General features: G+C 61.8%; 19 protein-coding genes. 7 read left to right on the top strand and 12 right to left on the bottom strand.

Annotation, left to right across the window (positions count from 1 at the left end; all coding sequences use genetic code 11):
- The first annotated feature begins 558 nt into the window (after positions 1 to 558).
- Together OO25_RS07755 and OO25_RS07760 are read left to right on the top strand one after the other, a co-directional pair.
- Positions 559 to 3,069, top strand: a complete 2,511-nt coding sequence (locus OO25_RS07755; protein ID WP_040179462.1) for an FAD-dependent oxidoreductase — start codon at positions 559 to 561, stop codon at positions 3,067 to 3,069.
- Between the two features lie 160 nt (positions 3,070 to 3,229).
- Entirely contained in the window at positions 3,230 to 3,934 is a 705-nt protein-coding gene (locus OO25_RS07760) for a hypothetical protein (protein ID WP_040179754.1), read from the top strand.
- On the opposite strand, the gene OO25_RS07765 is transcribed toward OO25_RS07760, so the two are convergent.
- Genes OO25_RS07765 through OO25_RS07775 form a run of 3 tightly spaced genes read right to left on the bottom strand, consistent with a single transcriptional unit; the run spans position 3,931 to position 6,697 of the window.
- Positions 3,931 to 4,623: a DUF938 domain-containing protein gene (locus tag OO25_RS07765; protein WP_040179463.1), complete on the bottom strand. Its 693-nt coding sequence runs from the start codon at positions 4,621 to 4,623 to the stop codon at positions 3,931 to 3,933. The genes OO25_RS07760 and OO25_RS07765 overlap by 4 nt on opposite strands.
- Positions 4,623 to 5,735 (bottom strand): FAD-binding oxidoreductase, encoded by a 1,113-nt coding sequence (locus OO25_RS07770; RefSeq protein WP_040179465.1) that lies wholly within the window; start codon positions 5,733 to 5,735, stop codon positions 4,623 to 4,625. Before OO25_RS07770 ends, OO25_RS07765 begins: the two co-directional genes overlap by 1 nt.
- Entirely contained in the window at positions 5,732 to 6,697 is a 966-nt protein-coding gene (locus OO25_RS07775) for an aldo/keto reductase (RefSeq protein ID WP_040179466.1), read from the bottom strand. Before OO25_RS07775 ends, OO25_RS07770 begins: the two co-directional genes overlap by 4 nt.
- Before the next feature lie 141 nt (positions 6,698 to 6,838).
- On the opposite strand from OO25_RS07775, the gene OO25_RS07780 reads away from it, so the two are divergent.
- Positions 6,839 to 7,450 (top strand): CDP-alcohol phosphatidyltransferase family protein, encoded by a 612-nt coding sequence (locus OO25_RS07780; protein WP_040179468.1) that lies wholly within the window; start codon positions 6,839 to 6,841, stop codon positions 7,448 to 7,450.
- A 175-nt stretch (positions 7,451 to 7,625) separates the two neighbouring features.
- Here OO25_RS07780 and OO25_RS07785 read toward each other — a convergent pair whose 3' ends face one another.
- From OO25_RS07785 to xdhA, 8 genes are all read right to left on the bottom strand, one after another.
- A complete protein-coding gene (locus OO25_RS07785) occupies positions 7,626 to 8,702 on the bottom strand; it encodes a BMP family ABC transporter substrate-binding protein (RefSeq protein WP_040175572.1) in 1,077 nt (358 codons plus the stop codon).
- A 72-nt stretch (positions 8,703 to 8,774) separates the two neighbouring features.
- On the bottom strand, positions 8,775 to 9,695 hold the full coding sequence (locus OO25_RS07790) for an ABC transporter permease (RefSeq protein ID WP_040179471.1): 921 nt from the start codon (positions 9,693 to 9,695) through the stop codon (positions 8,775 to 8,777).
- Position 9,696: 1 nt separating this feature from the next.
- Positions 9,697 to 10,011: a DUF2834 domain-containing protein gene (locus OO25_RS07795; RefSeq protein ID WP_040179473.1), complete on the bottom strand. Its 315-nt coding sequence runs from the start codon at positions 10,009 to 10,011 to the stop codon at positions 9,697 to 9,699.
- Positions 10,011 to 11,093, bottom strand: coding sequence for an ABC transporter permease (locus OO25_RS07800; RefSeq protein ID WP_040179476.1), 1,083 nt, complete (start codon positions 11,091 to 11,093; stop codon positions 10,011 to 10,013). Before OO25_RS07800 ends, OO25_RS07795 begins: the two co-directional genes overlap by 1 nt.
- Positions 11,094 to 11,213: 120 nt before the next feature.
- Entirely contained in the window at positions 11,214 to 12,731 is a 1,518-nt protein-coding gene (locus OO25_RS07805) for an ABC transporter ATP-binding protein (protein WP_040179479.1), read from the bottom strand.
- Positions 12,728 to 13,678 carry a xanthine dehydrogenase accessory protein XdhC gene (xdhC, locus tag OO25_RS07810; RefSeq protein WP_040179481.1) on the bottom strand — a complete coding sequence of 317 codons (951 nt, stop codon included), beginning with the start codon at positions 13,676 to 13,678 and terminating at the stop codon, positions 12,728 to 12,730. The genes OO25_RS07805 and xdhC overlap by 4 nt, the downstream gene beginning before the upstream one ends.
- A 3-nt stretch (positions 13,679 to 13,681) precedes the next feature.
- Positions 13,682 to 16,087: a xanthine dehydrogenase molybdopterin binding subunit gene (gene xdhB, locus OO25_RS07815; RefSeq protein ID WP_040179482.1), complete on the bottom strand. Its 2,406-nt coding sequence runs from the start codon at positions 16,085 to 16,087 to the stop codon at positions 13,682 to 13,684.
- Complete coding sequence (gene xdhA, locus OO25_RS07820) at positions 16,087 to 17,481, bottom strand: xanthine dehydrogenase small subunit (protein ID WP_040179485.1); 1,395 nt, start codon at positions 17,479 to 17,481, stop codon at positions 16,087 to 16,089. The genes xdhB and xdhA overlap by 1 nt, the downstream gene beginning before the upstream one ends.
- 381 nt (positions 17,482 to 17,862) lie before the next feature.
- On the opposite strand from xdhA, the gene dnaE reads away from it, so the two are divergent.
- The 3 genes from dnaE (at position 17,863) to OO25_RS07830 (ending at position 22,502) form a co-directional block, all read left to right on the top strand.
- Positions 17,863 to 21,375, top strand: a complete 3,513-nt coding sequence (dnaE, locus tag OO25_RS07825) for a DNA polymerase III subunit alpha (protein WP_040179487.1) — start codon at positions 17,863 to 17,865, stop codon at positions 21,373 to 21,375.
- A gap of 122 nt (positions 21,376 to 21,497) precedes the next feature.
- The gene (locus tag OO25_RS22760; protein ID WP_139044757.1) at positions 21,498 to 21,935 is read left to right on the top strand and encodes a hypothetical protein; all 438 of its coding nucleotides are present in this window, start codon (positions 21,498 to 21,500) and stop codon (positions 21,933 to 21,935) included.
- Between the two features lie 36 nt (positions 21,936 to 21,971).
- Positions 21,972 to 22,502, top strand: coding sequence for a GNAT family N-acetyltransferase (locus OO25_RS07830; protein ID WP_040179489.1), 531 nt, complete (start codon positions 21,972 to 21,974; stop codon positions 22,500 to 22,502).
- 9 nt (positions 22,503 to 22,511) lie between these two features.
- Here the strand turns inward: OO25_RS07830 and OO25_RS07835 are convergent, their stop codons facing one another.
- Entirely contained in the window at positions 22,512 to 23,714 is a 1,203-nt protein-coding gene (locus OO25_RS07835; protein ID WP_040179490.1) for an ROK family transcriptional regulator, read from the bottom strand.
- 172 nt (positions 23,715 to 23,886) lie between these two features.
- Between OO25_RS07835 and OO25_RS07840 the strand changes: the two genes are divergently transcribed.
- Entirely contained in the window at positions 23,887 to 24,903 is a 1,017-nt protein-coding gene (locus tag OO25_RS07840; protein ID WP_040179492.1) for a sugar ABC transporter substrate-binding protein, read from the top strand.
- Positions 24,904 to 25,022: the final 119 nt, after the last annotated feature.

Raw genomic sequence — 25,022 nt, forward strand, 5'->3', positions numbered from 1 at the left:
CACCTTTCCTGAAATACTCACGGCGCTGCCGTTGCAGGTGCAGAAGGCGGCCCGTTGCGAAGCTGCCGCACGGGGGGGCTTACCTTTGCCCAATCTGAAACTGTCATGATCTGGGCTGATCGCGATCACCGCCGGGACTGACATCCCCGGCACTTTGGAACAGGGCCCTTGGCAGGGGCACGCACAACCGACGTTCAGCGTGCGGGGTCGACAGCCCCGTCCCACCTCCGCTTCCGGCGGCGCCGCCACTTCTTATGGCTTGGAATTCTGGCTGGATATCAGCCCCGAGCAATCGGCTGCAGCAGAGCCAAAGAGACCGATACTCCGGCAGGGCAGTGCCCCGACCGGACCAAAGCCATGCGCAGCGTTGCCTGTGCAAACCCGAGCTGCAAATCGCGGTCATGACCGCGAAAACCGACAGGGGGCGGGCAGAAACCTGCATTCCGGGCGACGCTAGGTCGGTTTTGTCATGTTTTGGGTCGGATGGATTTGGCGCAAAATCTGCAGGCGGGGCATAACTCCCTGCAAACGAGTCATCATTTTCCGGAGAGCGGGCCCATGAAAACCCAAGTCAAAGCATTGGTCGTCGGCGGTGGCGCTGTCGGCACCTCGATTGCCTATCACCTTGCCAAAGCAGGCTGGGACGACGTCATGCTGATTGAGCGTGATGAGCTGACCTCCGGTTCGACATGGCACGCGGCGGGTCTCTTGCCGCTGTTCAACATGTCCTATGCGACCACCCATATTCACAAATACTCGGTCGATTTCTACAAGACCCTTGAGGAAGAAACCGGCCTCAACGCAGGCTTTGCCGTGGTGGGCAACCTGCGGATGGCGCAGACTCAGGATCGCATGGATGAATATATGCTCTATGCCTCCACCGCCGAGACCTGCGATGTCGACTACGAATGGCTGACCCCGGATCAGATCAAGGAACGCTGGCCGCTCATTGAGACTGGCGACCTGAAGGGGGCGATCTACCACACCGAAGATGGCTATATTAACCCCGCCGATGTGACCCAGGCGATGGCCAAGGGCGCCCGTCAGCGCGGCGTTGAGATCCACCGCAAGCTGCAGGCCGACGACTTCCACTGGAATGGCACCCATTGGGAAGTCACCTGCACCAAGATGGTTGAGAAGGGCGGCAACCTGATTGAGAGCGACGAGAAAGTCGTGATCACCGCCGAGCATGTCGTCACCGCCTCCGGCAACCACGCGCAGCGCACCGCCAAGATGCTGGGCATCAAAATGCCAGCGATCCCGGTGGAGCACACCTTCATCGTCATGGACAAGGACCCCGAGCTGGTCAAATGGCGTGAAGCCGGCAACCCTGAACATCCCGTTATCCGCGACGCCGACAACGAATCCTATGCCCGTGAGGAGCGCGGCGGCTGGATCCTTGGCATCTATGAGCATGGCGCACCTGCGCGCTTTGAGCACGGCGTGCCAGACAGCTTCCGCGCTGATCTGTTCCCGCTGGATCTGGACCGGATTGCCGATCAGTATATGGCGATGGCCGAGCGTGTGCCCTCCTGCGCCGAATCCGGCCTGAAGGACGATTTCAACGGCCCGATCTGCTACACCCCCGACGGCAACCCGCTGGTTGGCCCGGCTCCCGGCCTGCGCAATATGTGGCTGGCAGAAGGTTTCTCCTTCGGCATCACGGCGGCGGGCGGCACCGGCTACTATCTGGCGCAGATGATGGTGGACGGCGAGGCCGAGATCGACATGGCGTCGCTCGATCCGAAACGCTACTCCTCCAACTGGATGACCACCGAATTTGCGGCGCGCAAGAACGAAGAGTGCTATGAGCACGTCTACATCCTGCACCACCCGGATGAAGAGCGCCCGGCAGCCCGCCCGCTGCGCACGGCACCTGCGTTTGACCGCCAGAAAGCCCGCGGCGCACAGTTTGGCTGGGTCAACGGCTGGGAACGCCCGAACTATTTCGGCCCTGTCGATGCCCCCGACAACTTCGACAAAGAGAGCCGTTCCTTCCGCCGCGGCGGCTGGTGGCAGCATGCCGTGGATGAGGCCAAGGCGATCCGCGAAGGGGTTGGTCTGGTGGATGCCACCGCCTTCACCAAACATGTCGTCAAAGGCCCCGGTGCGACCCAGTTCCTCGACTGGTTCACCTGCAACAAACTGCCGAAGGTCGGCCGCATCAACCTGACCTACGCGCTGACCGTTGCCGGCACCACCCGCACCGAATACACCATCGTGCGCAATGGCGAGAACAACTACTACCTCGTCTCCGCCGGTGCCTGGACCGAGTATGACGCCGACTTCCTGCGCAAGGCCGCAGAGGACAAGATGGAGGAGTTCGGCTATATCGAGATCCAGGATGTCACCACCCAGTGGGGCGTCTTCGCCATCGCAGGCCCCAAGTCCCGCGATGTGCTGAAAGAGGTGATCGTCGACGCCGATCCGGAAACCGCACTGTCGAACAAGCGCTTCCCCTGGCTGTCTGCGCGTCAGATCGAACTGGGCATGTGCCCGGTCAATGCGATCCGCGTGGCCTACACCGGTGAACTGGGCTGGGAACTGCATCACCCGATCGAGATGCAGAACTACCTCTTTGACCTGTTGGAAAAAGCTGGCGAAAAGCACGGCATGAAGCTGGTGGGCGCACGCGCCCAGAACTGGCTGCGTCAGGAAAAATCCTACCGCGCGTTTGGCAACGAGTTGGGCCGCGACGCGACCCCGCTGGAAGCCGACCTGCCGCGCTTTGTCGATCTGGAGAAAGACTTCCACGGCAAGGACAAGCTGGTTGAGACCGGCGTCCGCGTGAAGTGCTGCACCCTGCTGATCGACGGTCCGTCGGACGCTGACCCCTGGGGCCACGAGGCGCTTTATGCTGAAGACGGCACAACCCGCGTTGGCCGCCTGACCTCTGGCGGCTATTCGGTGGCCTTTGAGAAATCCATCGGCATGGGCTATGTACAGCCCGACGTTGCGGTGGAAGGCACCAAGCTGAAGGTCAAGATGCAGGACAAGCTGTGGGATGCGGTCGTCACCTGCGACAGCCCCTACGATCCGAAGAACGAAACCATCCGCCAGAACGGGTGACCTCCCGGTTCTTTTGCGCAGACTAAAACAACAAAGCCCCGGCCACTGTGCCGGGGCTTTATTTTTGGGTCAGGCGAAAATCAGGTAGCTATGGAGGAATGACGGCTGGCAATCCTTATGAGCAGTTTTTTTCTCCTAATCCGTGTGCTAAATGAGCGGCATGGACAGCATCGAAAAAAATCTGGCCAACTGGCAGGCATCGCTTGTTGAAAACGTTCCACTCGGAGGGCTGTTTGCGCGCAATCCCACGGTTTACAAGTGGAAGGCTCCATTTCGGTGCTGGCTGTTACGAGAGGGGTCGTTCTGGCGGACAACAGATTTGTTGACACAGTCGTTATGGTTGCATCAGCAGGGACATGCCCTTGGCGCACGTATCTTATTGAGAAGCTGCTTCGAGACACTGGCAATGCTTATCTATGTTAACCTTCTTATTCGGAAAGTAATAAGTGGCGAAATTGAGTTTCACTCTTTTTCAGAGAAAACTAGTATTCTCTTATTGGGTTCGCGCGACGATTCAACGGGACATCAGGCGCTTAACATCGTTTCCATCCTGGACAAATGTGACAAACGCTACCCTGGAATTAAGAAGCTGTATGCTGGGCTTTCTGAAAGTGCTCATCCAAATTATGAAGGCATAGTAACGGGTTATTCTCGGGTCGATCACGACGAATATGACACACGCTTCTGGAACCGGTGGGGAGAGATTTACGGGAGTGCGCACCTCGACAAGATGGAACTGTGTATGACGACGTTTCACCTTGAATACGATGAAGTATGGCCGGGTCTGATGGATAAGCTGGAGAGTTGGATTGCCGAGAATGACGAAATGCTCGAAACGAGCGCCAATAGCGGCCTCCGAATTTAGAGAGCCTCTCGGCTGACCTGTCGTCTGGCCACCAGCGCCAGATTGTTGGCGGGCATCTCGATGACCTCCGCCATCTCCAGACCGCTGGCCTGTAGCCAGTCCATCACATCGAAATCATCCTTATAACCCACCTCCGGGTCATGGCTGCTCAGTTTGGTGTGAAAGGCGCGATCGCCCTCGCTGGTCAACTCACCTGCGCGCATGAACGGCCCATAGATCACGAAACGCCCGCCCGGTGCCAGATGATCGGCGGCCCCTCGGATCAGCGCTTTGGCTTCCGGCGTGCTGATCAGATGCAGCAGGTTGCACAGGACGATCAGTTCAAAGGCAGCCATATCCTCGGGCCAGGGCCCTTCGGTGGCGTCCAGCTGGCGGGCCGGGGCGATGTTTGTGCACCCGCTCTCGGCGCTGTAGGCGGTGATGCTGGCCAATCGTGCCGGGTCCACGTCACTGGGGTGCCATTCCAGGTGCGGGCAGCGGCGGGCGAAGCCGACAATATGCTGGCCGGTGCCGCTGGCGATTTCCAGTGCGCGCGGGCGGGGGGCCTCCCCCGTGCCGGGCTGGGGGGCGATCTGGGCCAGAAGATCTGCAATCGGCTCCAGATTGCGCGCGGCAGAGGGGGCAAACAGCTTCTCACCCGCCTCAGGCAGCGCGACGGAGGCTTCTCCGGGGACGCTCCGCACAGCCATCAGCGCACCCGTCCGGGGCTGAGAGCGGCCAGCGTGGCCGCATCGATTTCCGGGGTCTCACCGGTGATCAGGTCGGCAATCAAGCGTCCGGCAGCGGGACTGGACTGCACGCCGTACCCCCCCTGACCCGCACACCAGACAAAGCTGGGCTGATCCGGGTCGGGCCCCATCACCGGCACACCGTCAGCGACAAAGCTGCGCAGACCCGCCCAGTTGTGCTCTACCCGCGTGACAGGCTCGCTGACCATCTCTTCGTACCGGGCCAGCCCCTCGGCCAGCACCATATCATCAGCATAGGCATCATGCGGCGCGACCGGATCGGCATCGGCGGGGGAGACCAGCAGCTTGCCTGCGTCCGGTTTTGCATACCAGCATTCGCCCACTCCCATGATCATCGGCCAGCGGGTGACATCGTGGCCACCGGGGGCAGGCAGCCGCGCCATGGAGCGACGTTTGGGTTGCAGGCCAATCGGGGGGAGACCCGCCAGCGCGGCGATCTCATCGGCCCAGGCACCGGCGGCATTGACGATATGGCGGCTGCGCAGGGTTTCGGTGGTTCTGCCAGTCCCCGTGCCGATGGTGACCTCAACCTCCCAAAGATCATCTGCAGCGCTGTGGCGGATGGCTGTCACCTGCGCATCGGTCCGGATCACCCCGCCGTGGCTGCGCGTGACCTTAGCGAAATCCTGCAGCAGCCGGTCGGCGTCCAGATCTTCGGCGGTGTCGTGATAGGCGGCAAAGCCTACTGCGGCGGGGTTCAGCACCGGCACCATCTGGACGGCCTGTTCCACGGGAATCTCTGTCAGCGACAGGGCGGCGCAGTCAGCGGCAAATTCCTCTGCCTGATCGGGGCCTGCGACCAGCATCATGCCGCGCGGGCTGAGATAGCCATGGCTGCGGTGGTGGGCCTCGCTGGCCTGTGTCAGCACCTGCACCGGGCCGGGGCCGTAATGGGCCTCAAACATCGCCGCAGAGCGACCGGAGGAATGATAGCCAAGTGCGCTTTCGCTCTCCAGCACAAGGGTGCTGCGTCGGGGGCTGAGTGCGGCTGCGGCGCTAAGACCCGCAAGCCCGCCGCCGATGATCAGCACATCGGGGATCTGAGTGCTCATGCCTGTTCCTCCAGTCTGTCGGTGGCCGGCGCCGGACGCGGCGACAGCGCTGAGATGCGGTCATAAAGCGCGGGCGTCATCTCGATATCCAGCGCCGCCAGCGAGGGGCGCAGCTGCGCAAGCGTGCGGGCAGAGATGATCGGCGTCACCTGCGCGCCATAGCCTGCCGCCCAGGCCACAGCGAGGCTCGCAGGCTCTACCCCCAGCTCCGCAGCCAGTTCAGCAAGGGCGCTGGCACTGTCCAGCATCCAGCTCTGGCCGTAACGTTCGCGGTAGCGGGGATCCTCATCCAGTCGGCCCCGGCTGCCGCCATCGGTTGTTTCATCCGCAAGACCCGCAGCATATTTCCCGGTCAGCATCCCGCCGCCCAGCGGCGAATAGGGGGCAACGGCAATGCCCTGATCGGCGCACATCGGTAGGAGTTCCACTTCGGCCTGACGTTTGATGAGCGAATACATCGGCTGCAGGATCGCCGGGCGCAGATCAAACTCCTGTCCGATCATGATCGCCTTCATCACCTGCCAGGCGGCAAAGTTCGACAGGCCGAGATAGCGAAACTGCCCGGCCGCGCGCAGCTCAGCCAGTGAGGCAAGCGTTTCGCGCAGATCCGTTTCTTCGTCGTAGCGGTGCAGATAAAGGATATCGACCATATCCTGCCCCAGACGCGCCCGTGACTGATCCAGCTGGCGGCGGATATTCTCGCGGCCTGCGCCACCGGTATAGGCGACCTTGGTGGCGATCAGCAGGCTGTCGCGGGCGTCCCGGATCAATTGGCCGAGGATTTCTTCGCTCTGGCCATCGGTATAGACCCAGGCGGTATCGAAATGGGTGATCCCGGCGGCGCGGCAGGCGTCATACATCGCAGCTGATTGCGCGGCATTGGCACGGCCGCCAAACTGCATGGTGCCAAAGGCAAGGGCGCTGGCGGGGGTGCCGTCTAGGCTGATCAGTTTGGTGCTCATGCGCCGCAGCGTGGCACGAGTGCGCCGCAACCAAAAGCGCAAAATGTCAGATATTGGCGCAAAGATATCTGCGGGAAATCCCGCATCCTGCCTATCATAATCGTGAGTGGCAAAGCCCCGGTACGCGGGGTAGGGGAGAGTATGTTTGATTCAAAAATCCGCCCGCTGATTGATCCGATGCTGAACGCGCAGGGGCAGGTGATCGCCCGCGCCGGCATCAGCGCCAATCAGGTGACGCTGCTGGGGCTGGCGCTGGGGCTGCTATCGGCCGTGATGATTGCCTGCGGTCTGTTTGCGCTGGCGCTGCTGCCGCTGCTGCTGTCGCGGCTGGCGGATGGTCTGGACGGTGCGGTGGCCCGCGCCAGTGAACCAAGTGATTTTGGCGGCTATCTCGATATCACCTGCGATTTCCTGTTCTACGGCGCGGTGCCGCTGGCCTTTGTGCTGGCGGATCCCGGCCAGAATGCGGTGGCGGGCGCCTTCCTGCTGATGACGTTCTATGTGAACGGCACCAGTTTTCTGGGCTATGCGGTGCTGGCGGAAAAACACAAGATGAAGAGCACGGCGCGCGGGGTGAAGACGCTCTATTTCACCGGCGGTCTGTTGGAGGGGGCGGAGACCATCGGCTTCTTCGTGCTCCTGTGCCTGCTGCCTGCGTGGTTTGCCCCCATGGCCTGGGTGTTTGGCGCGCTGTGTCTGGTGACTGCCAGTTCCCGCGTGCTGCTGGCGCTGCGGGTGTTTCATCGCGACTGAGGTCCTGAGCCGCGCCCTAGGATTTTGAGTATTTTGGGAAAGGTGACAGGCGGAGGTCGTTTGTCCCGGAGAGGCTTCCTCTCGCAGGTATCATTGACGTTCCTTGCGACAAAAAAAGGCCCGCCGGATGAGGCGGGCCTTTCGTGTCATTACATCGTTGAAGAGGCGCCGCTGCTTACTGCGGGATATCGCCCTGAATGCCCTCGACGAAGAAGTTCATGCCCGCCAGGGTGCCGTCATCCGCGGTCTCACCTTCTGCCAGCCAGTCGGATCCGTCCTGTTTTTTGATCGGACCGGTGAAGGCATGGTAGGAGCCATCCGCCAGCGAGGCCTTCAGCGCCAGCGCCTCTTCCTTCACGGCGGCAGGAACCGCATCGGTGATCTCGCCGATTTTCACCATGCCGGCGCCGATGCCGTCCCAGGTGTCGGTGCTTTCCCAGCTGCCATCCATGACCGCCTGGGTGCGGGCGATGTAATAGGGTGCCCAGTCATCAATGATGGAGGACACGCGCGGTTTCGGCGCGTATTCCGCCATGTCGGAGGCCTGCCCGAAGGTATAGACATTGCCAGCGGCCTGCGCCGCGGCCTGCGGCGCGGTGGAGTCGGTGTGCTGCAGGATCACGTCGGCGCCCTGTTCGATCAGAACCTTGGCGGCGTCGGCTTCTTTGGCAGGATCAAACCAGGTGAAGGCCCAGACGATTTTGAACTCCACATCGGGGTTCACCTTCTTGGCGTGCAGATAGGCCGAGTTGATACCCCGGATCACTTCGGGGATCGGATAGGAGCCGATATAGCCAACGATATTGCTCTCGGTGAGATTGCCCGCAATGTGACCCTGCACCGCGCGGCCTTCGTAGAAACGGGCCGAGTAGGTGGAGACATTGTCGGCGCGCTTGTAGCCGGTGGCGTGCTCGAACTTCACATTGGGGAATTTCTTGGCGACGTTAATGGTCGGATCCATGTAGCCAAAAGAGGTGGTGAAGATCAGATCCGCGCCTTCCAGCGCCATCTGGGTCATCACGCGTTCGGCATCGGGGCCTTCTGCCACGTTTTCGACGTAGACGGTTTCGACCTTGTCGCCGAATTCCGCAACCACGGCCTTGCGGCCCTGATCATGTTCGTAGGTCCAGCCACCATCACCCACCGGGCCAACATAGACAAATCCCACTTTGGTCTTGTCGTCTGCGGCCACGGCGCCGGTTGCCAGGCCAAGCGCCACTGCGGCGCTGGTCAGCAGTTTATTCAGTTTCATCTTTACGGACTCCCCGTTTTGGTTGTTGTGCCCAGGAGAGGACCCTGGACAGAGGTTCCGCCACCCGCCAGATCAGCGGGAGGCGTGGAAATTGCGGCCAAGGGCGGCAGGTGCGCTGCTCTTGTCCGCGGAAAGAATAACAAGCACGATAATGGTGATCACGTAGGGCGACATTGCCAGATACTCGACCGGGATGGCAACGCCTGCGGCCTGCAGATTGAGCTGCACCACTGTGACCCCGCCGAAAAGATAGGCACCCAGCAGCGCACGCCAGGGTTTCCAGCTGGCAAAGACCACCAGCGCAAGTGCAATCCAGCCGACACCGGCGGTCATGCCTTCGGTCCATTGCGGCACCCGGATGAGGCTGATGTAGGCGCCGCCAACACCGGCACAGGCCCCACCAAACAGGATCGCCATCAGGCGAATGCGGATCACCTTGTACCCCAGCGCATGGGCAGCGTCGTGGTTTTCACCCACCGCCCGCAGGATCAGCCCGGCGCGGGAAAACTTCAGCAGCGCCCAGACAGCGGCGGTGAGCGCGATGCCGAAATAGAGAATGATATCGTGGCCAAAGAGGATTGGCCCCACCACCGGCAGATCGCTCAAGACGGGGATATGGATGTCGCCCATTTGCGGCGGCTTCACCCCGACATAGGATTGTCCCATCAGCGCTGACAGCCCCAGACCAAACAGCGTTAGCGCCAGACCAGAGGCGACCTGATTGGCCTTGGCAAACTGGGTCAGGAACCCGAACAGCACCGACAGCGCCGCCCCGGCAAAGGCGGCAGCAAAGAAGCCCAGCAGGGGGGAGCCGGTCTCCACTGCGGTGGCGAAACCGGCGATGGCGCCGGTGATCATCATGCCTTCGACGCCAAGGTTCAGAACGCCGGATTTCTCCACCACCAATTCGCCAATGGCAGCGATCAGGATCGGTGTGGCCGCCACCATCAGTGAGGCGATGAGCAGGACCGGGTTAATTGCAGAAAGATCCATATCAGGCGTTCCTCGTTTCACGCAGGGCAAAATAGAGCGGCAAGGCAAGGGAGAGGCCAACCGTGAAGGCCGCAGGCAGGGTCAGCCACCACAGGTCAACTCCTTCGCGTTTGGCGTCAAAGAAAGACCAGATCCAGAATATTGGGATCGACAGCAGGATATCCGTCGAAAACCCCGCAGCAGCCCCATTCTCAAACAGTGCCATTATGAACAACACAGGCGACAGGCCGTGCTGGGCAATGAATGACGCAAAGAACAGCCAGGGTAGAACGGTGCCCAATACCGCGAGGGTCCACCAGAATGCAGGCCTTGGCATCACGCCACCTCCCGCATGCGCAGGGTGATGCGGAAATTGGTCAGGAGGTCGAAGGCCAGCAGGAAGAACAGCAGCATCCCCTGAAACACCTGGATCGCGGCGGAGGGCAGGCCCATGTTGGACTGCGCGATATCGCCGCCAATATAGGTCAGCGCCATCAACCCGCCGGCCAGCAGAATACCCACCGGATGCAACCGACCAAGGAAGGCGACAATAATGGCGGTAAACCCGTAGCCCACATTGAAATCAATGGAGATCTGACCGGAGGGGCCGGAAACTTCAAACAGGCCCGCAAGACCCGCCAGCGCGCCGGAGGTGCCAAGGCAGAACAGCACCAGCCGGGTGGGGTTCACACCTGCAAAACGCGCCGCACGGGGGGCCTCGCCGCTCAGGCGGATGTGATAGCCCAGCATGTGACGGTTCAGCAGCACATAGGCAAAGATCACGGCAATCAGCGCCGCCACAACGCCCCAGTGCATGCCAGTGCCCGCGATCAGCTCGGCGTTATGGGCGCTGTCCCAGGACTGCAGGTTGCGCGAGCCGGGAAAGCCGAAGCCCTCGGGGTTTTTCAACAGGCCAAGCGAGACCGAGGCGAGGAACTGCTCGGCCACATAGACCAGCATCAGCGAGACCAGGATCTCATTGGTGCCAAAGCGGGTCTTGAGCACGGCCGGGATCATCGCCCAGGCCCAGCCGCCAAGCGCACCAGCCACCACCATCAGCGGAAAGATCAGGACCGAATCCGACGGGTAAAAGGCAAGGCCGGCACCGGCGCCACAGATGGCGCCCATGATGTACTGGCCTTCAGCGCCGATGTTCCAGATCCCCGCACGAAAGCCCAAGGACAGGCCGATGGCGATCAACACAAGGGGCGCACCCTTCACCAGCAGTTGCGGGCGGTAGTAGAAGGCAAATTCGCCAAACAACGGGTCCCAAAAGATGGTGCGGATCGCCGCCACCGGATCTTTGCCGAGGGCGGCAAACAGCAGCCCGCCCGCAATCATCGTCGCCAGCACCGCCACCAGCGGCGTTGCCATCGACCAGACGCGCGATGGCTGTGGTCTCTTTTCTAGCCGGATCATTCCTATCGTTCCCCCCGGTCGCAGATCTGTGCCTGCGTGCCTGTCATCTTTCCAAAAATACTCACACTCCGAACCCGGCAGCCTGCGCTGCGGTTGGACTGCGTGCGCTCGGCCGCTAGGCTAGACATGCGCAACTTCCATGCCGTGGGCGCCGCCCATCATCAGGCCGATTTCATCGACACTGAGACCCGCAGTGGGGCGCGGCGCGCTCAATCGGCCCTCGTTCAGGGCGGCAAAACTGTCGGCGATCTCCATCAGTTCATCCAGATCCTGACTGATACAGATCACGGCGGTGCCCCCGGCGGCCAGATCCAGCAGCGACTGGCGGATTGCAGCAGCGGCGGCGGCATCCACACCCCAGGTCGGCTGATTCACCACCAGAACCTCCGGGCGTTGCAGGACCTCGCGGCCAATGACAAATTTCTGCAGGTTGCCCCCGGACAGAGAGCGCGCGGCATTCTCTGGGCCAGGCGTGCGGACGTCGAAGTCCTTGATGACCTTCTCGGCGAATTCCTGCGCCAGCCCCCATTTGAGGAAACCCCGGCTCGCCAGCCCCTCGCGGGTGGCGGCGGTCAGCATGGCATTTTCTGTCAGGCTCATATCCGGCGCTGCGGCATGACCCAGACGCTCCTCAGGGGCGGCCAGAATACCCAACCGACGGCGCGCCACGGGGCCAAGGTTGCCAATCGGGGCGCCATCCAGGGTGACCGCATCGGCGGCGGTTGTGGTCTCGCCCGACAGCACACCCAAGAGTTCGTCCTGACCGTTGCCCGCAACCCCGCCCACGCCGAGGATCTCTCCCTTGCGCACGGTCATATGTACGTTCTTCAGCGCGGTACCAAAGGCAGAGGGCGCAGGCACCGACAGCCCGCTGATATCCAGCGCCACATCGCCAAGCGCGCGGCCGGAGCGTTCCGGCGTTTGCAGCGCTGTGCCCACCATCATCTCCGCCATATCGCGGGCCGAGGTCTCAGCCGGTACACATTCCCCGACATTCTTGCCCAGCCGTAGAATGGTGGCGTGATCACACAGCGTGCGGATCTCTTCCAGCTTGTGGGAGATATAGAGGATCGACGTGCCCTCGGACCGCAGCTTTTGCAGGGTCTGAAACAGGATCTCCACCTCCTGCGGGGTGAGCACGGATGTAGGCTCATCCATGATCAGCAGTTTTGGGTCCTGCAACAGGCAACGGATAATCTCTACCCGCTGACGTTCGCCCGCAGAGAGGTCGCCCACTGTGCGGTAGGGATCCAGCGGCAGGCCATAGGTTTCCGAGACCCGGCGGATCTGGCTGGCCAGATCGCGCATCGCAGGCGGGTTTTCCATGCCAAGGGCGATATTCTCCGCCACATTCAGCGCATCGAACAGCGAAAAATGCTGAAACACCATGGCAATGCCATCGGCGCGGGCCTGTCGCGGCTCGCCGGGGGTATAGGGTTCCCCGCGCAGCAGCATGGTGCCGCTGTCGGGCTTCACCAGCCCATAGATCATCTTGACCAGCGTCGATTTCCCGGCGCCGTTTTCGCCGAGCAGGGCATGAACCTCTCCCGCGCCGATATCAAAGGAGACCGTATCGTTGGCAACAACACCGGGATAGGCCTTTGTCAAACCTTGCAGGCTCAGGAGAGGTTGGGTCACGCGCGTCTGTCCTTCTTCAACTCGTCTGTGGCGCCCAGGCGCAAAAGCTCTGCCGCAACCCCCACCGCAATCATTTGCGGATGCTTGCCAAGGGCGGGATCGCCAATGGGGCAGGTCAGCCGGGCGATCTGATCCGGCCTGTGGCCCAGTTCCCTGAGCCGCGAGCGGAACCGCGCCCATTTGGTGGCAGATCCGATCACCCCGGCAAAGGCAAAGCCGCGCAGCAACAGGGCGTGGCATAGCGCCAGATCCAGCGCATGGGAATAGGTAAGCACCAAATGCTGTGCATTTTCAGGGGCATGGGGCACCAATGCCGCAGGCTCCGCTGCGGGCACGGTGGTGACAGCCGCAGGACTGTCAGAGGGGAAGCGCTCAGGCCCGGTATCGACCCAGGTGATATCCAGATCCGGCATCGGCGCCAGCACATCGACCAGGGCGCGGCCGACATGGCCCGCTCCCCAGATCCACAGCGGCGTTTCAGGGCGGTGCACAGGTTCCAGCAGCCAGCCATCGCTCAGCTGCGGATCGGGGCGTTGCCCCTGACTGCGGGCCAGCGCCAGTTTGCGCCGCAGGGCAAGCGGCGGTTCGCCCGTATCCGTCTGCAGCGCCCGCAGGATCACCTCGTCGTCCAACTGCTTCAGATCCTCAGCGCGGTACAACTCGCTCCACAGTGTCACCGACCCGCCGCAGCATTGCCCCAGGTCGGGACCAAGTGCGCGGGTGGTCTGCTGCCGCATCCGACCCGTCGCCAGCTGGGCACGAGCCGCCTCAGCCGCCTCATGCTCCAACGCGCCACCGCCGATGGTGCCGGACTGGCCGTCTTTCCAGACCAGCATCGCCGCGCCTACCTCACGCGGGGAGGAGCCGCGGATGGCGGCAATCACCACCCGCACCACCGGTCCATGCGCCGCAATCCTGTGGCTCAGATCCTGCAGATCAAAACCCATCGCTCAGGCCTCCGGCGCGATGCGACGCACCGCCCGCCAGAGTTCTTCCGCCGTTGCGGGCGCATTCAGCGCCGGATAGCCGCCGCCGTAGGCGTCCACCGCATGGCTGAGCGCGAGCCAGGCCGAAATTCCCAGCATGAAGGGCGGCTCCCCCACCGCTTTGGAGCGATAGATGCTGTCCTCGCGGTTCTCGCCATTCCAAAGCGCGACATTGAACACATCCGGGCGGTCGGAACAGGCGGGGATCTTGTAGGTGGAGGGCGCATGGGTGCGCAGATTGCCGGTCTGATCCCAGACCAGCTCCTCTGTCGTGAGCCAGCCCGCCCCCTGCACATAAGCGCCTTCCACCTGCCCGATATCCAATGCGGGGTTCAGCGAGGCGCCCGCATCATGCAGAACATCGGCGCGCAGAATGCGGTTTTCGCCGGTCAGGCGGTCCACCACAACCTCGGTGATCGCCGCGCCATACGCAAAGTAGAAGAACGGGCGCCCCTTGCCCTGAATGCGGTCCCATTCCAGTTTCGGGGTTTTGTAATACCCGGTAGACGACAGGCTGATGCGGCCTGTGTAGCATTCCATCGCCGCCGCCTCGAAGCTCAGCTCTTCGCTGCCGATGATGACCCGATCGTCCTCAAACCGCACGGCTGCGACTGGCTGCTGATAGCGCTCCGCGAGATAGGCCGCCATGCGGTCGCGGATGGTGTCACAGGCGGCCTTCACCGCCATGCCATTGAGGTCGGTGCCGGAGGAGGCTGCCGTGGCCGAGGTATTTGGCACCTTGGCGGTGTCGGTGGCAGTGATCTTTACCTTGTCCAGCGAGATGCCAAAGCGGCTGGCGGCGACCTGTGCCACCTTCTGAAACAGGCCCTGACCCATTTCGGTGCCGCCGTGGTTCAGGTGGACCGAGCCATCCTGATAGACATGCACCAGCGCACCCGCCTGATTGAGATGGGTCAGCGTGAAGGAAATGCCGAATTTCACCGGCGAAAACGCAATCCCGCGCTTGAGGCGGTCATTATCGGCGTTCCACTTCGCGATCTCCGCCTTGCGGGTTGCGTAGTCTGATGTGTCCAGCAGCTCTGCGGTCAGCTCGTGCAGAACGAAGTCCTCTACCGGCATATGGTAGGGGGTGGTCTGCACATCTGCGGCGGGTGTGGTGACATTGGTTGAGTCTGCTGGGGCACCGCGAGAGGCAAGATCGCCCGCCGCATCCGGCGCGGGGACAGAGCTGTCGTGGGGCGCGCCCGCTGGCGCGGTGGCGGACTGCATCGGCGCATAATAGTTGCGCTGGCGCAGCGCGACCGGATCCAGACCCAGGGCATGGGCCGCGTGATCCATCAGCCGTTCGATGCCCACCATGCCCTGTGGACCGCCAAAGCCGCGATAGGCGGTGGCGCTTTGACGGTTGGTTTTCAGCCGGTGGCTTTCGATGCGGATCGCGGGGATCAGATAGGCGTTGTCGCTGTGCAGCATGGCGCGATCCGCCACCGGCAGCGACAGATCCTGCGCCCAGCCGCAATCAACCAGATGGGTGAATTCAACCCCCAGAATGCGCCCCTCTGCGTCAAAGCCCGCGCGATAGGAAATGCGGAAGGCGTGACGCTTGCCGGTGATGGTCATGTCATCATCGCGGTCATAGCGCATCTTGCAGGTGCGACCCGTGGCGCGGGCGGCGATGGCGCAGGCCACGGCCAGCGCGTTGCCCTGGCTTTCCTTGCCGCCAAAGCCACCGCCCATGCGGCGGGTCTCAACCCGGACGGCGTGCATCGGCAGGCCGATGGCCTCGGCCACCTTGTGCTGGATTTCGGTGGGGTGCTGGGTTGAGGAGTTGACCAGCATGCCGCCGTCTTCCTGCGGCTGGGCCATGGCGGCCTGGCCTTCCAGGTAGAAATGCTCCTGCCCGCCGATGTCAAACGTGTCCTCAACCACATGCGCGGCGGTCTGGATGGCGCTGTCTGCGTCACCTTTGGAGTAGATGCGGGGGCCGTCTTCGAACCGGCTGTCTGCGGCCAGCGCGTCCTCCAGCGTCAGGAGAGCCGGGCGTTCGGCGTAGCTGATCTCGCCCTTGCGCGCCGCAACCCGTGCCGCACGATGGGAGGTTGCCACCACCAGAAACACCGGCTGGCCGATATGGTGAACAGACCCTTTGGCCAAGAGCGGCTCGTCATGTGCCGAGGGAGACACATCATTGTCAAAGGGCAGATCTTCAGCGGTCAGCACCGCAACCACGCCATCGCTTTGGCGCACGGCCTCCAGTTCCATCGCGGTGATATCACCATGGGCCACGGTGGAGAGGCCAAAGGCCAGATGCAACGTGTCACGCGGCGCCGGAATATCATCCACATAGCGCGCCTGACCGGTCACATGCAGCCGTGCCGCATCATGGGGAAGGGGTTTTGCAACAGCCATCACTTCACCTCCAGCACATGGGTGGGGGTGGTCGGCTGGCCCAGATCGTCAAAATAGCGAGCGAGCATATTTGCCGCCGCCTCCAGCCGATAGTCGGCAGAGGCGCGCATATCGCTCATCGGGGTGAAGTCGCGGGCAAATTCGCCCCGCGCGGTGGCGAGCGTGGCAGCTGACAGGGGCTGGCCAATCAGCGCGGCCTCCACGTGGCTGGCGCGCTTGGGCACACCTGCCATGCCGCCAAAGGCGATGCGGGCGGCGGTGATCTGGCCGTCCTCAACCGTCAGATTGAACGCCCCCAGAACGGCAGAGATATCCTGATCGAACCGTTTGGAGAGCTTATAGACGCGCAGGGCCTCAGTTTGACCCTCCGGGAGTGCAGGCAGGGTGATCGCCTCAACAAATTCGCCGGGCTGGCGGTCCTGTTTGCCGTAGTCGATGAAGTACTCCTCAAGCGGCAGGCTGCGGCGGGTATCCCCACAGCGCAGGTGCAGTGTCGCGCCAAGGGCGATCAGCGCAGGCGGAGTGTCCCCGATGGGGGAGCCATTGGCGATATTGCCGCCAATGGTGGCGGCGGCGCGCACCTGCTGGCTGGCAAAGCGGCGCAGCATTTCGCCAAAAGACGGATGGCGCGCGGCAAGCGCGCTGCGCAAGCGGTTCATGTCGACCATCGCACCAATGCGCAGGCTGCCGTGGGGCTGCTTGGTGATCTGCTTCAGATCCTCGCAACCATCAAGGAAGATCACATCCGGCAGATCGCGCAGCTGTTTGGTCACCCAGAGGCCTACATCCGTGGCGCCCGCAATCAGCGTCGCCTCGGGCCGCGCGACATAGGCGGCGGCCAGCGCGTCGGCGGAGGTGGGGCGCAAGGACGTGACATCACCGCCTGTTTCGGAGAGGCTGATCGCGTCTTCGCTGTGGATCCAGTCGGGGATCGGCGCCTCAGCGGCGGCCTCAGCGGCGCGGATGATCGGGGCGTAGCCGGTGCAGCGGCAGAGATTGCCTGCCAGTTGGTCATCGTGATCCTGCGCGCCGTTCTTATGAGCGGTCACCATCGACATGATGAACCCCGGGGTGCAGAAACCGCATTGGCTGCCGTGGTGGGTGATCATCGCCTCTTGGACGGGGTGCAGCTGGCCATCGGGGCCTGCGGCCCCTTCGACGGTGCGGATGGACTTGCCGTGCAGTTGCGGCAGGAACAGGATGCAGGCGTTGAGCGGCTTGGCGCCGTGGTCATCGGTGACCATCACAGTGCAGGCGCCGCAGTCGCCCTCGTTACAGCCTTCTTTGGTGCCGGTGAGGCCGCGATCCTCGCGCAGCCAGTCCAGCAGTGTCGCCGTCGGAGAGACCTCCGTCAGCGCGACCTCTTCACCGTTCAGCCGAAAGGTGATTGTCATGTCAGAAACCCGTCGCGTTACTTTGGTTTTCCCTTGGTGCCATCCCTTCGATGCGACGTAGAAGACATGGCGGGCCTTGGTAGATCTGTTGCCGATAGCCTAGAAAGCAGGCTGTTGTTCTGGCAAGGAAAAGTGACTCTGCCATGGAGCCGGGCGACGGCGCAAGATCCTTGCTGTGTGCCGGTGTATGCCGTTATTTTTGAAGGGTTTAATGCCGGATTGTCGCAGGGCTCCGGGCGGATCTTGATAAGACTTTCAAAGAAAGCGGAATAATAAGCGCCCAATTTTACGGCAATTGAAAAAGCCTGCCGTGTGCCGGAAGTTGGTCACCCGCGTGTGGAAGCGCTTTAACCTTGGCGGTGCTGGCGGTAGCTTGGCGGCATGACAAATGCTCCCCGATTCATTCATCTGCGCACCCATACCGAATATTCGCTCTTGGAAGGCGCGCTGCGGCTGAAGAAGCTGCCGGATCTCTGCAAGAAACATGAGATGCCCGCGATTGCGGTGACCGACACCAACAACCTGTTTGCCGCACTGGAATTTTCGGTTGGGGCCAGCGGGGCCGGGGTGCAACCGATCATGGGTTGTCAGGTGGATCTGCGGTTCACTGAGCCGGCCCCCGGGGAGCGGCCCAAACCGCCCGCTCCGCTGGTGCTGCTGGCGCAGAGCGAGACCGGGTATGAGCATCTGATGAAGCTGAACTCCTGTCTTTACATGCGCGAAGGCAGTGAACTGGCGCATGTGACGCTGGAGGAGCTGGCGGCGCATTCTGAAGATGTGATCTGCCTCAGCGGTGGGCCGGATGGGCCGGTGGGGCGGCTGTTGCAGATGGGGCAGCGTCCGGCGGCTGAAGCATTGATGCAGCGGCTGAAGGCGATGTTCCCGGATCGTCTGTATGTGGAGCTGCAGCGTCATCCCGGAGAGCATGGCCAACCAGAGGCGGAGCAGGCGACCGAGCGCGGCCATGTGGAAATGGCCTATGCCATGGATCTGCCGCTGGTTGCCACCAATGACGTCTATTTCCCGAACACAGAAATGTATGAGGCCCATGACGCGATGATCTGCATCGCTGAGGGCGCTTATGTCGATCAGGCCGAACCACGGCGGCGTCTGACGGCGCAGCATTATTTCAAGAGCCAGGAAGAGATGGTGGCGCTGTTTGCCGATCTGCCCGAAGCGATTGAGAACACGGTGGAGATTGCCAAACGCTGCGCCTTCATGGCGTATCGGCGCGATCCGATCCTGCCGAAGTTTGCCGATGACGAGGTTGCAGAGTTGCGCCGCATCGCCAATGAAGGCCTGCAGCAGCGGCTGGCGGTGATCCCCCATGCGGTGAGCGTCGAGGAATACCAAGAGCGGCTCGATTTCGAGCTGGGCATCATCGAAGGGATGGGGTTCCCGGGCTACTTCCTGATTGTTGCCGACTTCATCCAATGGGCCAAGGATCACGATATACCGGTGGGGCCGGGGCGGGGCTCCGGTGCGGGCTCCTTGGTGGCCTATGCGCTGACGATTACCGACCTTGATCCGCTGCGCTATTCGCTGCTGTTTGAACGCTTTCTGAACCCGGAACGGGTGTCGATGCCGGACTTCGACATCGACTTTTGCATGGATCGCCGGGAGGAGGTGATCAAATACGTGCAGGAGAAATATGGCCGTGACAAAGTTGGGCAGATCATCACCTTTGGTGCGCTGTTGTCGAAGGCGGCGGTGCGCGACATGGGGCGGGTGTTGCAAATGCCCTATGGCCAGGTGGACCGGCTGTCCAAGCTGATCCCGGTCGAGGGCGTGAAGCCGATGTCTATCGTGGACAGTCTACGCGAAGAGCCGCGGCTGCGCGAGGAGGCGGAGAACGAAGAGGTTGTCGACCGGCTGCTGAAATACGGCATGCAGGTCGAGGGACTGTTGCGATCAGCGGGCACCCACGCGGCGGGTGTGGTGATTGGCGATCGACCGCTGGATGCGCTGGTGCCGCTTTACCGCGATCCGCGCTCGGACATGCCCGCGACCCAGTTCAACATGAAATGGGTGGAGCAGGCAGGGCTGGTCAAATTCGACTTCCTTGGCCTGAAGACGCTGACCGTCATTCAGAACGCGATGGATCTGATTTTCCAGTCGGGCCGTGATCTGCATGTGGCCGCCGATGGCACCCAGCTTTATGATCCGCCGGAGGGGGCGGAGAACCAGATCAACGCCATCCCGCTGGATGACACGGTCACCTATGATCTCTACTCGCGGGCCAAGACTGTGGCGGTGTTCCAGGTGGAATCCACCGGCATGATGGACGCGCTGAAGCGCATGAAACCCACCTGTATCGAAGACATTGTGGCGCTGGTGGCGCTGTATCGTCCGGGCCCGATGGAGAACATCCCGGTCTATTGCGAGGTGAAGAACGGCCTGCGCAAGATCCAGTCGGTGCATCCGCTGATCGACCACATCCTTGAGGAAACCCAGGGCATCATCGTTTATCAGGAACAGGTGATGCAGATCGCCCAGGTGATGGCGAATTACACGCTGGGCGGCGCCGACCTGTTGCGCCGCGCCATGGGTAAAAAGATCAAGGAGGCGATGGACGCCGAGCGTCCGAAGTTTGAAAAAGGTGCAGCGGAAAACGGCGTTCCGGCCAAGAAGGCGTCGGAAGTTTTCGACCTTCTGGAGAAATTCGCCAACTACGGCTTCAACAAATCGCACGCGGCGGCCTATGCGGTGGTCAGCTACCAGACCGGCTGGCTCAAGGCGAACCACCCGGTGGAGTTCATGGCCGGCGTCATGAACTGCGATATCCATCTGACGGACAAGCTGGCGATCTACTTCGAAGAGGTCAAGAAAGGCCTGCGCCTGCCCTATGTACCGCCCTGTGTGAACCGCTCAGAGGCGACATTCAATGTGGTCAAGGGGGAGCTGGTCTATGCGCTGGGCGCGCTGAAAAACGTCGGGGTGGAGGCGATGCGTCTGGTGACCGCGGCGCGGCGTGAGAGCGGTGAGGACAAGCCCTTTGCCACGCTGTTTGATTTTGCCCGCCGGGTGGATCTGAAAAAGGTCGGCAAACGCCCCTTGGAGATGCTGGCGCGGGCCGGGGGCTTTGATCAGCTGGACCCCAATCGCCGTCGGGTGTTTGAAAGCCTCGGCGCGCTGGTGGACTATTCCTCCGCCGTCCATGACCAGCGCAATTCCAGTCAGGTGTCGTTGTTCGGTGAGGCGGGGGAGGATCTGCCAGAGCCGCGTCTACCCGGCACCCCGGACTGGCTGCCTGCTGAGCGGCTGTCGGAGGAGTTCAAGGCGATTGGGTTCTACCTCTCGGGTCATCCGCTGGACGACTATATGCCTGCGCTGAAACGCAAGGATGTGATGACGCTGGACGAGGTGACGGCCAAGGCGGAGCGCGGGCCGTTCATGGCCAAGATGGCCGGTGTTGTCGCCGGTCGGCAGGAGCGCAAATCGGCCCGCGGCAACCGCTTTGCCTTTGCCCAGCTGTCGGACACCAGCGGGGGCTATGAGGTCACGCTGTTTTCCGAAGTGTTGGAGAAATCACGTGAATTTCTGGAAACCGGCGCCAAGGTGGTGATCACCGCAGAGGCCACGATGGAAAGCGATCAGCTGAAACTGCTGGTGCGCTCTGTCGGGCCGGTGGATGCGGCGATTGCCGACGCCGGACGCAGTTCGCTGCGGGTTTATATCTCGCAGGCGAGCGCTGTGGCGACGGTGGCACAGGTGCTGGAGGATGCCAAATCTGCCGCCCGCAACGCCGCGCGCGGGGAGGTTTATATGTACCTGCAGGATCCCGGCCTGCCCGGTGATGTTGAGATGGATCTGGGCCAGCCCTTCCCCATCAACCCCCAGATCAAAGGCGCGCTGAAATCGCTGGACGGGGTGATGGATGTGGAGGAGATTTGAGGGAGGGCGCAACTTGAGGAAGTCATCTGATGAGTTCGGATTGTTCAAATGGGGGTAGATGCTCCGACATAAATCTAGATTTTGCTAGATCTGAGTGGGAGCAGAACCGGATTCAAACCCGAATGGCGTTACAGGCTATTTGGCGTTTGGAAATAGTAATATTGTCCGGGTATGCAGCATTTTATGGGTGGTTGGTATCCAAATTTAATGCAGGTGTGCCGCCGGTTGGGATTGAGTATATATTGTTAATAAGTACGATTTTTTGTGGCCTTTGTTTGTACCGTTTGAAGGTCGATTATTCGATATTGAAGGCCTTAGGTGAATATAGTGGTTTACTGGAGGCATATATTTATGGTGGTGACGCGCAATCAAAACCTGTTGGTTGGCAGAAGTACTTGAATGATACCTCCCGGCCTGGGAGAGAGTTCCCCAGCGTCTTTAGAAGATATATCGGTGCGACTATTACCTTTGCCTTTCTATTATTTGTGAATTGTGGTCTAACAGGCTGGGCTATTTATTTGCGGTTTGGAGATGGCGGAATCCAAGGCTTTTGGGCGTGATGTCAGAGCTCGCCTCACATAATTCATGCTGCCTACGTGACTGACCACCCAGATCTTACTCTGCGGGTTGCAGATATGGCGGATGCGTCCAGCCTGGCGGCGCTGTCGCTGGAGGTTTGGGTCGGGACCTATCTGCGCGAGGGGGTGAGCGGGTTCTTTGCCGATTATGCGCTGGCGGAGCTGACGGCGGCGCGGTTTGCCGAGACGCTTGCTGATCCGCAGGAGCATGTCATTGTCTCGCAGAACCGGGTTGGCATTGATGGCTATGTCCGCATCAGTCGCGGGCGTCCGGGGCCGACACCGGGCTGTTCGGACGTGGAGATCACAACGCTTTATGTGCAGCCACGCCACCATGGGCGGGGCATTGGAGCCGCACTGCTGCGCGCGGGTCTGGCCCATTGTGCGGAGGAGGGCGTGGCGCGTGTCTGGCTGGCCAGCAATGCCGAAAACACCCCGGCCAAGGCGTTCTACCTATCACAGGGGTTTGAGCGGGTTGGGGAGACACAGTTTGTCATCAACGATCAATCGTATCTGAACGACGTCTTTGCGCGCAACTGTCCGGGGTGAGCAGCCCCTTCAGAGGGCGGCGTTGAAGACGGAATTGGTGTCCAGAAGATATTGGGAGATGATCGGGCCGCTGGCGGCGCCGATGGCGCGGGCGTTGGGGCCGATGGCGCCGCATTCGATGCGGGGCAGGATCAGGCCGCGGGCGTCGAGAGCCGCCAAAGCGGTGCGGGTGCGGTCGACCAGGGCCGCGCGGATGGTGTCGGGCAGGGCGCCGTCGATCAGCACCGCTTCGAAATCAATCACCGCGCAGGTCGCGAGGCTGGCGCGGGCGATGGCGTCGGCGGCCTGATCCAGCCAGGGGGTGACCTCGGCGTCAAATCCGGACCAATGCATCGGCAGCTGCCAGAGCTGGCCGGGATCCTTGCCCGCATCGCGCAGGCGCTGCTCGAGGAGGTGGATGGAGGCAAGGTCCAGGAGCTTTGCCTCCTGTCCGTCGGGGCCAAGCATCGACAGGGAGCCAAGCGCGCCGGCGTTGCCTTGATTGCCCTCCAGCACCCGGTGATTCAGCACCACGCCGCCACCAATGAAGGCGCCGACGAAAAAATAGGCGTAGTCGCGATAGGCCTTGCCCCGGCCATACATATGTTCGGCGCGGCAGGCGGCGGTGGCATCATTGACCACATGCACGGGCAGGGCGCTGAAGCGCGCAATTTCAGATGTGAAATCAACCGTCTGCCAGTCGGCCAGCGCCTCTGCGGGGGCGTTGATCTGGGCATGCCAGGTCCAGAGCTGGAAGGGGGCAGCAACGCCGATGCCGCAGATGCGCGGGTGCAGCTCTGGCGGCAGTGCCGCCTCGATCTGGCGCATGCTGTCGCGCAGGAAGTCAAAGACCACCGCGGGCGTGGGGTAGGGGTAGCGCAGCCGCAGCTGCTGGCGCACCGCACCGCAGACATCCATCAACAGCACCTCGACGCTGCGGCGGCCGATCTTCAGCCCGTAGGAGAAGAGGCCGTCAGGATTGAGACCCATGGGCACCGACGGCTTGCCAACCCGGCCGCGCTGAGTCGCGCCACGCCTGAGCAGCCCATCGGTTTCCAGCTTGCGCAGGATGACGGAGACAGTCTGTGGCGACAGGCCGGTCCCCCGCGCCAACGCGCTGCCGGGCATCGCCCCGTTGCGCTGCAGAAGAGACAGGATCAGCCGTTCGTTGAACACGCGGACACCGGTCTGATTGACACCGCCGGTCAGGGATCTGGCTTGCTCTTGTTCCATGCGGCGGACCCTAATCACGCTTTGAGATCTGAGGAAAGTGCGGATATCGACTTAATAAGTCAAGTTGATTTACTTATTGACAGGGAGGTCAGAATCACGGCCCTCTATGGGCGACACGACGGCTGGCCCGTCCTGTGTTTGTTTGTGCGTTATGATGCTGAGGGAGGACATCATGAAGAAATTGCTATTGGGAACCGCGCTTGGATTTGCGGCCATGTCTGGCAGCGCCTTTGCGGCGGAGGGCGTGACGGCCTGCCTGATCACCAAGACCGACACCAATCCGTTTTTCGTCAAGATGAAAGAGGGCGCCGAGGCCAAGGCGGCAGAGCTGGGCATGACGCTCAAAAGCTTTGCCGGGAAGGTGGATGGCGACCATGAAACCCAGGTGGCGGCGATTGAGACCTGTATCGCCGATGGGGCGAAGGGCATCCTGCTGACCGCCTCCGATACTTCGTCAATCGTGCCGGCGGTGCAGCAGGCGCGCGACGCTGGTCTGGTGGTGATTGCGCTGGATACCCCGCTGGAGCCGATTGATTCCGCCGATGCCACATTTGCCACCGACAATTTTCTGGCCGGTGAGTTGATCGGCAAATGGGCAGCAGCAAGCCTGGGCGATGAGGCGGCCAATGCAAAGATTGCCATGCTGGATCTTGCTGTCAGCCAGCCCACGGTGGGCGTGCTGCGCGATCAGGGATTCCTGCAGGGGTTTGGCATTGATCTGGGCGATCCCAACAAATGGGGCGACGAGACTGATCCGCGCATTGTCGGCAATGATATCACCGCAGGTAACGAAGAAGGCGGTCGCCGCGCGATGGAGAACCTGCTGGCCAAGGATCCGATGATCAATGTGGTCTATACGATCAATGAACCTGCCGCTGCGGGTGCCTATGAGGCGCTGAAGGCGATCGGCCGTGAAAATGACGTGCTGATCGTCTCTGTTGATGGCGGCTGCCCCGGTGTGCAGAACATCAAGGATGGTGTCATTGGCGCGACCTCGCAGCAATATCCGCTGCTGATGGCCTCCAAGGGGATCGAGGCGATCAGCGCCTGGGCCAGCACTGGCGAGAAACCAGCACCGACACCGGGCAAGGCGTTTTTTGACACCGGCGTGGCGCTGGTGACGGATCAGCCTGCTGAGGGCGTCGAGAGCATCAACACCGATGAGGGCACCAACCTCTGCTGGGGCTAAGTCCGGGCATCCGGTTCGGCCTGACCTCTTGACGACGGATTGGCAGCGCCACCGGATACGCAGGCATATCTCGCAGGCGATCATACCAACCCATCGAGCAGATCATGGGTGCTGAAATA

This window comes from Phaeobacter sp. S60 (assembly GCF_000826845.1).
In the GTDB taxonomy this organism is placed as follows: Bacteria; Pseudomonadota; Alphaproteobacteria; order Rhodobacterales; family Rhodobacteraceae; genus Phaeobacter; species Phaeobacter piscinae.